The sequence below is a fragment of the Bacteroides sp. 11BF genome, assembly GCF_019633765.1.
GTDB classification, from domain to species: Bacteria; Bacteroidota; Bacteroidia; order Bacteroidales; family Bacteroidaceae; genus Bacteroides; species Bacteroides hominis.
The window spans coordinates 1-10,963 of the sequence record NZ_JAFKPJ010000036.1; the positions used below are offsets into that span (position 1 = coordinate 1).

Annotated in this window: 4 protein-coding genes; all 4 read left to right on the forward strand. The window is 38.2% G+C overall.

Annotated features, from left to right (window positions below; translation table 11 throughout):
• Positions 1-161 precede the first annotated feature (161 nt).
• The 4 genes from JZY04_RS20380 (at position 162) to JZY04_RS20395 (ending at position 10,748) form a co-directional block, all read left to right on the forward strand.
• Positions 162-3,473, forward strand: a complete 3,312-nt coding sequence (locus JZY04_RS20380) for a TonB-dependent receptor (RefSeq protein WP_032589184.1) — start codon at positions 162-164, stop codon at positions 3,471-3,473.
• A gap of 13 nt (positions 3,474-3,486) precedes the next feature.
• Complete coding sequence (locus tag JZY04_RS20385) at positions 3,487-5,253, forward strand: RagB/SusD family nutrient uptake outer membrane protein (RefSeq protein WP_122143693.1); 1,767 nt, start codon at positions 3,487-3,489, stop codon at positions 5,251-5,253.
• 295 nt (positions 5,254-5,548) lie between these two features.
• Positions 5,549-8,959, forward strand: coding sequence for a TonB-dependent receptor (locus tag JZY04_RS20390; RefSeq protein ID WP_122143692.1), 3,411 nt, complete (start codon positions 5,549-5,551; stop codon positions 8,957-8,959).
• 28 nt (positions 8,960-8,987) lie between these two features.
• Positions 8,988-10,748, forward strand: a complete 1,761-nt coding sequence (locus tag JZY04_RS20395) for a RagB/SusD family nutrient uptake outer membrane protein (RefSeq protein ID WP_005775680.1) — start codon at positions 8,988-8,990, stop codon at positions 10,746-10,748.
• Positions 10,749-10,963: the final 215 nt, after the last annotated feature.

The following is a 10,963-nucleotide window of genomic DNA, read 5'->3' on the forward strand; positions in this document are numbered from 1 at the left end:
GTTCTCGAAGAACTTAAGTAGAACACGATTTTACACCCTAAAAAGATTCAAATAAGAAAAATGGAAAAAACAGTGAAACATGTTAATCAAGCACGGGATTCTTAAAGGGCAACGCCTATTATTTGTTAAATTTGAATTACAATCTAATAATTATGGTATTTATGAAAAAATGCAATCAAAAGTGGTTTAATCCACAAAAAGTAAAAAAGCAAATAGCTATTGCTGTTGCTATTAGTTTAGTTTGTGCAATACCTATCAGCACATTTGCACAAGTACTCAAATTCTCAATAAAAAAGAGTAACACTTCTATCCAATCGGTGTTACAAGAGTTAGAAAAAGGAAGTGAATATACTTTTTTCTATAATGATAATCAAGTGAAGTTAGATAAAAAAGTTTCTATAAATGTAGAAGATGCTCCGATAGAAGTTGTTCTAAATCAAATATTTGAAAATTCCGGGTACTCTTATAGAATAGTAGAGAATCAAATTGTTATATATACAATCCCCACCACAACTGCGCAACAAACGGTTCAACAGCAAAAACAACAAAAAGTGACCGGTGTAGTAAAAGATATTGCAGGGGATCCTATAATAGGAGCATCTATAATAGAAAAAGGATCTTCTTCAAACGGGACTATCACTAACGTGAATGGCGAATTTTCTCTTATAGTAACAGGCAATGAACTCCAGGTTAGTTACATTGGATATATTCCTCAAACCATTAATCTCAAACCGGGGGTAAGCTCTTATAATGTAATAATGAAGGAAGATACCAAAACATTAGATGAAGTAGTGGTAGTTGGGTATAGTACACAAAAGAAAGAGAGCTTGACTGGTGCGCTACAAACAGTTAAGAGCGATAAACTAAAAGATATTACTACCCCTTCAGTAGAAAATATGTTAAACGGAAAGGTTCCGGGAGTATATGTAGCTCCAGGGTCGGGACAACCCGGGTCAGGAGGAGCTGTCGTGATTCGTGGGCAAGCAACTTTAAGTGGGACCACTGCTCCATTATGGGTTATTGATGGAGTGATTGTTGGTTCAAATGCCGGTGCTTTGAATCCAAGTGATATAGAAACAATGACTATCCTAAAAGATGCTGCTTCTACTGCTATTTATGGTTCACAAGGAGCCAACGGCGTTATTCTGGTAACAACCAAAAATGGTAAAGCAGAAAAGATGACAGTAAATGTCTCTGCAAAAGTTGGTATCAGTAAGTTAGGAAGAGGAAATATGGAAATGATGGATGGAGCGGAGCTATATGATTACTATAAATCATTCTCAAATCAGGAAGCGATTACTTTTTCACGTTATAATGATGAACTGCGAAATTGTAATTTCGATTGGTTTGATTTGGCTGCCCAAACAGGAGTTACCCAAGATTACAATGTTTCTTTATCCGGAGGTAATGAGAAAATCAGATCTTTCCTTTCCATCGGTGTCTATGATGAAGAAGGAGCAGTGAAAGGCTATGATTACACACGATATAACTTCCGGTTAAAAACAACCTATAACCCCTTTGAATGGTTGAGTATAAAACCTGCACTGGCAGGATCGCGACGGGATATTGAAGATAAACAGTATGATGTAACTTCCATGTTCCAAAGACTGCCATGGGATAGTCCTTTTGATGAAGAAGGGAATTTGGTTCCCAATAGATATACAGGATGGGTGAACAGTTCTAATAGTAATTATCTATACGATCTGCAGTGGAATAAATCGAACTCTACCAATTATGAATTTATGGGTAATTTAGATTTTGATATTAGAATTACTGACTGGCTGAGTTTTTCATCCGTCAATAACTATAAATACATAGGCTATAATTACAGTGAATATACAGATCCGCGCTCAAGTAGTGGAGAGGGAGTAGATGGGCGTATGCGTGAATATCAAACTACCACTGTACGTCGTTATTCTAACCATATCATACGTTTTAACAAAATGTTTGGTAAACATTCAATAAATGCGTTGGCTGCTTATGAATTCAACGATTATTGGGCTAAAGCAACAGATATGTATGGAATAGGATTTATTCCCGGTTTCGAAGTATTGGACGTGGTAGCTAAACCGGAGAAAGTTGGTGGTAGTATTAGTGAGTGGGCGGTACAGTCTCTTTTATTTAATGCAAACTATGCTTTTGATAATAAATATCTGGCACAACTATCGTTCCGTCGCGATGGAGCCTCTAATTTCGGAGATAATGCAAAATATGGAAATTTCTTTTCTATCAGTGCCGGATGGAACATTAATCGTGAGAAATGGTTTCATGCCTCTTGGGTTGATGTATTGAAATTACGTATATCTTATGGCTCGGTGGGTAACCGACCAAGTTCACTTTATCCCCAATACGATCTCTATTCAGTATCTTCTAAATATAACGAAGAATCCGGAGCCTTGATATCACAATTGGGCAATAAAGACCTTACTTGGGAAAAGACTTATACTACAGGCACCGGAGTTGACGTAGCTTTTTTTGATAATCGGTTGAGAGCAAGTTTTGACTGGTATAATAAGTACACAAGTAATATTCTATATGCAGTACCCATTTCCGGATTAGTAGGAGTGACAAGTATGTGGAAGAATATTGGTGAAATGCAAAATCAAGGATTTGAATTGTCCATTGGCGGTGATATTATCCGTACGAAAGACTGGGATTGGAATATAGAAATTAACTTGGGACATAATAAGAACAAATTAAAGAAACTCTATAAGACAAAGAACGCTGAGGGACAATTTGTAGAAAAGCCAATTATTATTTCAGATGGAACATCGATTGCAGGTACAGCCAAAAGAGTATTACAGCCAGGTTATCCATGTGATACTTATTATCTGAAAGAATGGGCAGGTGTAAACCCGGAAAATGGGGCACCTCAGTGGTATAAAACCGTAGAAAATGAAGATGGAACTTTATCACGTCAGAAAACAAGTAATTATTCTGAGGCTGATCAAGTGAAATGTGGAAGTTCATCTCCAGACATCTTTGGAGGATTTAGTACGGTACTCCGCTGGAAAGATATTGATCTGAATGCAGTATTTGGCTACTCTGTAGGAGGGCAAATCTATAATTATTCTCGCCAGGAATATGATTCAGACGGAGCATATAACGATCGAAATCAAATGAAACTTCAAAAGGGATGGAATCGTTGGGAAAAACCGGGAGATATAGCTACACATCCGGTGGCTTCTTATAGTAATACGAGTAAGTCGAACAGTTCTTCCTCGCGCTATCTTGAAAAAAATGACTATCTTAAATTGAGATCATTATCAATCGGTTACAACCTAAAATTGCCTCAATATTATATTAATAATATGAGAATTTTCTTCACTGGAGAGAACCTGTTCTGTGTTACAAATTACTCAGGCGTAGATCCGGAAATTCCGGCCAGTGATGGTTCTGTAATAGGTACTGCATTACCTTCGGTTTATCCAACTGTACGTAAATTTATGTTTGGGCTTAATTTAACATTCTAAAAGTAACGATTATATGAAAAAAATAATAACTCTACTATGTGCGGTTGCCACTTTAACCGCTTGTGACATAGACAGACTTCCTTATGGTTCAATGTCAGCCGAACAAATAACTCAGGATCCTACCTCTTCATTAGAGTCACTTGTAAATGGATGCTATGCACAATTAAAAAGTTGGTCGGATCCTATGCATCGTTTAGGGGAATATGCGGGTGATAATATGGCGAAAGATAAATCATCAACGGATGCCTTTTTCGATTTTATTTCTTATTCCCGCGATGCTGATAATTATCGTCTACAAAGCTTTTGGGACTCCGGATACAAAGCTATTGCACAAGCTTCGAATATTATTAAAATGATTGATGAAGGACAAAGCAAAACCATTGATTATCAACTGGGTGAATGCTACTATATCCGTGGTATGATGTATTTTTATCTTGGACGTGCTTTCGGACGTCCTTATTGGGACAAGCCGGAAGGACATATGGGAGTCCCTATTGTAAACGGTACGCCAGACGATGTGAATAATCTTAATCTTCCTGATCGTTCGACTGTTCAAGATACTTATGAACAAGCTATTGATGACCTGAAAGCAGCGGCCCGATTGATGGAAAATGGAGAAACTAAACGAGAAGGTCCTGCATATGCATCTAAAGAAGCGGCATGGGCCATGTTGTCTCGTATTTATTTATTTATGAGTGGAACTTATGAAGCACCCAATAGTGAAAATGCCCAGTTGGCCATTGATTATGCAACTAAAGTCATTGAAAGCACCACTGATGAAGGTGGACTGAAATATGAGTTGCTCTCCCGTGAAAATTTTATGCGATATAATACATTCATGCCGGAAAATAATAAAGAATCTATTTTTGTAGTAAAAATCATGGCATCAGAAAAGCCGGATTATTGGAATTCTATTGGTGGAATGTATTCTTATGCTGGACAGCAAGGCTGGGGAGAAATGTATGCGAGTGCCAAATACATGGATTTATTAAATGAACAGGGACGTAACGATTGGCGTCCTGACAAGAAAAAGATTGTAGATGCACGAGCAAATTTCATTTCACCAAGCTACATCACGGATAGTGATGGTAAATATGTTGAAGTATTCCGTTTCATAAAGAATGTATACAACAAAAACAACATACATACAGGATATACATATGTACAATTGCCCGTTTCTAAAAGAGGTGACACTGTAACTTGTAAAGAGGGGGAAACTAATTACACATTGTCATTAATAAACAGTAGTGAAGAAAAATATTCAATCAGCTATTCAGACGGTCAAACCTATCACGGTGTTATTGATTATGAAATAGAACTCTCAAGCGGGCAACCCAAATTCTATATTCTCAAATGTTCGAATGAAGGAACTGCAAGCGGAGAAGCTGAATCTCAATTACATTCTCCTGTCATCTCTCGTTTAGGCGAGGTTTACTTGAATCGCGCAGAAGCATATGCCAAAAAAGGTGATTATCCTCATGCACAAGTAGATCTGAATATCATTCGTGAACGCTCTTTACCCGGCGGAGGTTATAATGACTTAAATGCTTCCAACGCTAAGGCGCGAATAGAAAAAGAGAGACAATTAGAGCTGGCCTATCAAGCAGAACGTAGTTATGATGTATTTCGCAATTGTGAAACATTAACTCGCAAATATCCCGGGGTACATGATGCTATGCTTGAAATTCCTGCTACAGACTATCGGGTTATTTATTTTATTCCACAAAGTGCTATCAATTCTTATCCCGGAACCTTAACACAGAATCCTACCAGTAATTAGAAGCGTTTGACGAAACGTACTTCAATAGATTTTTAATAAAAATGTGAGGCTTATCTATAACTAAATAGATAAGCCTCTTTCTATATATAATACAATTATTATTAGTTGTCTTTTTGAAATTGCCCTTATACCAAGTTCATACGGAACTTGGAAATTTCATCATTTTAAACCTAAATAAAAAGAAAGAAATGCACAAAGAAAAATGACAACTTAGTTAGCCGAGGTACGTTGGTACAAAAAGAATCATGTACCCTCTTTATCAATCAAAATTACAATCTAATAATTAATCGTATTTATGAAAAAATGCAATCTGCGGTGGTTTAACCCGCAAAAAGTCAAAAAACAACTGGCGTTTGTTTTGGCAATCTGTCTGGTTTGTATGGTGCCTGTCACTACTTATGCCCAAATTCTTAAAATATCCATGAAGAGGACTAATGTCTCTATTCAAAATGTGATACGGGAATTAGAGCAAAAAAGTGGGTATACCTTCTTTTACAATGACAATCAGGTAAAACTCAGTAAGAAAGTTTCTGTAGATGTTACGGATGCACCTATTGAGAAAGTATTGGATCAGATTTTTAATAACTCCGGTTATACTTATAAAATAGTAGATAATCAGATTGTTGTTTCGGCAGCAAAGATAGAAACTTCTAAAACATCCTCTCTCCAACAACAGAAAAGTGTACGTATCACGGGACAAGTGAAAGATATTACCGGAGAACCGATTATTGGTGCTTCTGTTGTAGAAAAAGGATCGGCAAGTAATGGTACAATTACTGATATGGAAGGAGGTTTCAAGTTAACAGTATCAGGTAATGAATTGCAAATAACCTATATTGGTTATATGCCACAAACCGTAAAAATTCATCCGGGAGTAACCAACTATAGTATCACAATGAAGGAAGATACCAAGACTCTGGACGAAGTGGTAGTGGTAGGTTATGGTACACAAAAGAAAGTAAACTTAACCGGTTCGGTAGCTTCGGTTAGTACTGATGAAATCAAAGACCGCGTACAGACGAACGTGTTGTCGGCTGTGCAAGGTACAGTACCTGGAGTAACCGTTATTTCACGTCCCGGACAAACACCAAGTATTAACTTCCGTGGACGTGGTAACTTAGGAACTTCGTCACCTCTCTACGTAATCGATGGTGCAATTGCGGATGCCACATTCTTTTCTAACCTTGATCCAAATAGTATCGAATCTATTTCTTTCCTGAAAGATGCTGCTTCATCGGCCATTTACGGTTCACGTGCGGCCTATGGTGTAGTATTGGTAACTACCAAACAGGGAAAAAATGATAAAATGAACGTTTCGTACAGTGGTTACGTAGGTTTGAGTAACCCTACTTACAAACCGGAGTACGTCAATTCTACCCAATATGCAGAGTTGTACAATGAGGCTCTCTACAATTCCAATCCAAAAGGTGGAAAATACCAAGGGTATACCGAGGAAGAAATTGGCTATTTCAGAGATGGTTCTAAACCAGACTTATATCCAAACACAGATTGGAATGATCTGATATTAGACAAAAATGTACTGACCACTCAGCATTCCTTGGATTTCAGTGGTGGAACAGATAAGATACGTTACTTTATCGGTTTGGGCTATGTGTATAAAGACAACATGATCCCCGGACAAGATAGCCAACGTTACAACTTGAATACCAATCTGAGTTCAGATATCACCAAGTGGCTGACTGTAAAGGCAGGAGTAAAATATATCCGCAATGATTCCGACCGTGATTGTGGTGCACCTTCATTGGCCAGTTTCTCGATGGTACCGGTTACATTCGTTGCAAAACAGTCAAATGGTGATTGGGGAACTGTGAACGGAGGTCAATCGGCAACAAGTAGCTTCATCACAAACAATCCACTCCGTGCATTGAGCAAATCGGATTGGAGTAAATCAAAAAGTGAAAATACCATGTACGATCTCGGTTTTGATATCAAACCGGTAAAAGGGCTTATTATTAGCGGACAAGGTGTATTCAAAGGATATGAATATAAGAGCAAAAGTTACACCGCCTTACAACCTAATGCCATAAACTACTTTTCCGGAGAAGAAATAGTTGGAACCGGAGTAACCAAAAATAAAATGAGTATGGACTGGCAGAGTACAAATACAATGCTTTATACGGCGACAGCCAGATATGACTGGTCGAATGATAAACATTCAGTAGGAGCATTGGTAGGTACATCTTACGAGCATTATAAATATGAAAGACTGGCAGGATCACGTGAAGAGTTCCCATCTGACGCATTAACAGATATGGAAGCCGGCTCTACGTCGGGAGCAGGCTATACCAATGGTGCAGGTTCATCAGAATATAAGATGTTGTCTTATTTTGCTCGTGTTAACTATACTTTGATGGATCGGTATTTATTGGAAGTAAACATGCGTGCAGATGCATCTTCACGTTTCCACAAAGATCACCGTTGGGGATATTTTCCTTCATTCTCGGCTGGATGGAGAATGAATGAAGAAGGCTTCATGAAAGACATCAAGTGGATCAATAATCTGAAAATCAGAGCTTCTTATGGTACTCTTGGTAATATAAACAATGTAGGGAATTATGATTATTTTCAGAATTACAGCAGTGGAAACCATTATAATTTCAGTGATTCGCCCGTAATCGGTATCGGTGAATCCAAACCTGCTAATGAAACGCTCGGTTGGGAAAAAGTTGCTTTAACTGATATTGGTTTGGACTTCGACATTTTCAATGGACTTCTGGGTGTAACAGCTGATTACTATATCAAAAACACAAGTGATATTTTGTTGGGATATAATGTACCTACAGAAACCGGTATCACAGCTGCACCTTCACAAAACATTGGTAAAGTGAAAAACACAGGTTTCGAATTAGCCTTGAATCACCGTAACAAGATTGGAGCTGTTAACTACAGCATCGGAGCTAACATTGCTACCAATAAAAATAAAATTACCAACTTAGGCGGTTCGGACAATATTATTCAGACCAGCAGTTATATCGTGAAATATATCCTGAAAAAAGGGGAATCAATCGGTTCTTTCTATGGATTTAAAACAGACGGACTGTATACTCAAGCTGATATTGATGCCGGGCATTACTACACATTAAGTGGAGTAGTACCTAATGCAGGTGATGTTAAATTTGTTCCTCAACGTGACATCGAGTACAAACAGGAGATCACAGACGAAGATCGTACTATTCTTGGTAAAGATGTGCCCGACTTTACATATGGTGTAAACTTAAGTCTACAATATAAAGGTTTTGAATTCAGTATGTTTGGACAAGGAATCAGTGGAACTAAGGTAGCATTTGACGTATATGGTGTTCACCCATTCTACCATGGTCAGGATAACCCAAGAAAATACCATCTGAAGAGATGGACAGAAGAGAATCCAAATCCATATGCTGCTTATCCTCGTCTCTACTCGGCAAGTAGTGTACACACAACTTATAATCGTAATTTCAGTGATTATCATTTGTTTGACTCGGACTATTTCCGTTTCAAGACTTTGTCATTGGGATATACGGTACCATCTGCCACAGTGAAGAGCTGGGGATTGCAGTCATTGAAGGTATATGTAACAGGAGAAAACCTGTTCACAGTACGTGCTGATAAAAAGATGGAAGACTTTGATCCGGAAACAGCCGGTGGTGTGATTTATACGCTGGGAACCAAATCGGTAGCATTTGGTGTAAACATATCATTCTAAAATCATTCATTAAAAAATAGAATTCACAATGAAAAACAATATAAGAAAAATTGCATTGGGATTATGTCTCACAGGAGCGTTAACAGCCTGCGATTTAGATGTGGTTCCACCTGCTGACATTGCAGCAGAAAACTTTTGGCAAACGGAAAAAGATGCATGGTATGCTTTAAATACCTGCTATTCTACATTGGATGGTGTAGACATTTGGGATGAATTGTGTACAGATAATGCACATAGCCACAAACCTTGGGAAGGAAACTTCGAAATGGTACAACAAAACGGTATAAGTACAGCCAATGGATATGGAAGCTACTATTTTGGTACCGTTCGTGTAGTGAATAACTTTATTGCTAATGTAGATAAATGTGCAGTCAGTGATGAACTAAAAACACGCATGAAGGCAGAAGCACGTTTTTTCCGCGCTTTAAGTTATCTTGATTTGACCACGAAATTTGGAAAAGTTCCGGTAATTACGGACGTTTTAGCTTATGACGCACCGAATGTTAAACGTGACGAAGTGGAAACTGTCCGGAAGTTCATTCTTGACGAATTGGCAGAAATAGCGGAAATCCTTCCTGATAGTTATAACGGTAGCTACATGTATGAAACAGGACGTATCACTCGTGCCGGTGCTCTGGCCCTTCGTGCACGTGCCGCCTTGTATTTTGGAAATTACGCCGAAGCAGAGTCATCTGCCGGAAAAATCATTTCTGAAGGACATCATTCTCTGTTCCGTGTGTCGTCACTCACCACAGCGCAACAAAAAGAAGCCAACGAAATGGATGCTTATATTGATTATGCAGCCAAAGGTATTGATAAAGATAAATTCGTGAAAGGTATGTTCAGTTATGAATCATTGTGGCACAAAGGTAACGCATCTCCCGCCAATCCGGAGTATATTGTAACACGTGAGTACATGGCTGATGCAAACAACTATGATTGGACAAGATATACATATTTCATACCCAAATCATTCTCTCAATACGACGGATACTGTTCTTATGAACCGATGCAGGACTTAATTGACGCATACTGGGATGTGGATGGTAAAACAATGCGTAATGACATCACTATGGAACAGCGTAAAGAACGTTATGCCGAAATATGGAAAGACTTTAAAGATATGAGCCAATCTCAATTCATTGAAAAAGTTCCGCAAACGGATATTATGAAATACGACTATATGAAAGAATTCCGCAATCGTGACAGTCGTTTATATGTATCTATGATGTTCCCTTTCAAAGGATGGCATGAAACTGTTAAAGGCACATTCTATTTCCGTTGGGATCCGGATCTGATAAATAAAGATGGTAATGAATCATGGACGGGATATTTTTATCGTAAAATGGTTACTCTCGATCCTTATGATACTTGGACTGCTGAAGAAGATTATCCGGTGATTCGCTATGCTGAAGTATTGCTGACATACGCAGAAGCACGTATCCAGAACTCCGGATGGGATACAGAAGTACAGAAAGCATTGAATGACCTGCGCGATCGTTGTGGTATGCCGGATGTACCGACTTCCATGCCTTCTAAAGAAGAAGCTCTGGCTTTTGTACGTAATGAACGGCGTATTGAATTAGCGGCAGAAGGCCATCGTTTTGATGATATACGCCGCTATGGAAACGACTATTGCAGCAAGGCTATGAATGGTCCTTCTTATGCTCCAAACGGATATGTTGTAATCAACAAAGTTTGGGATGAGCGTTTGATGCTTATGCCTATACCTCAAGGTGCAATTGACTTGAATCCATTGTTGAAAAACGATCAGAATCCGGGATATTAATTTAACACACATTATTTATTGAGGGTTAAAGCCCGTTCATGTATTACCATGAACGGGCTTTTTTATGTCCCAATTTATAATATTCAGAACTGCAATTTCCTCATTTATAACCATTCAGGTAATAACTGGTTTTACATCTCTTCTGCCCAAGTTCGTTTAGAACTTATACCAAACATCAAATTTTAAACCTAAATTAATAAAGAAAAGAATGAGAG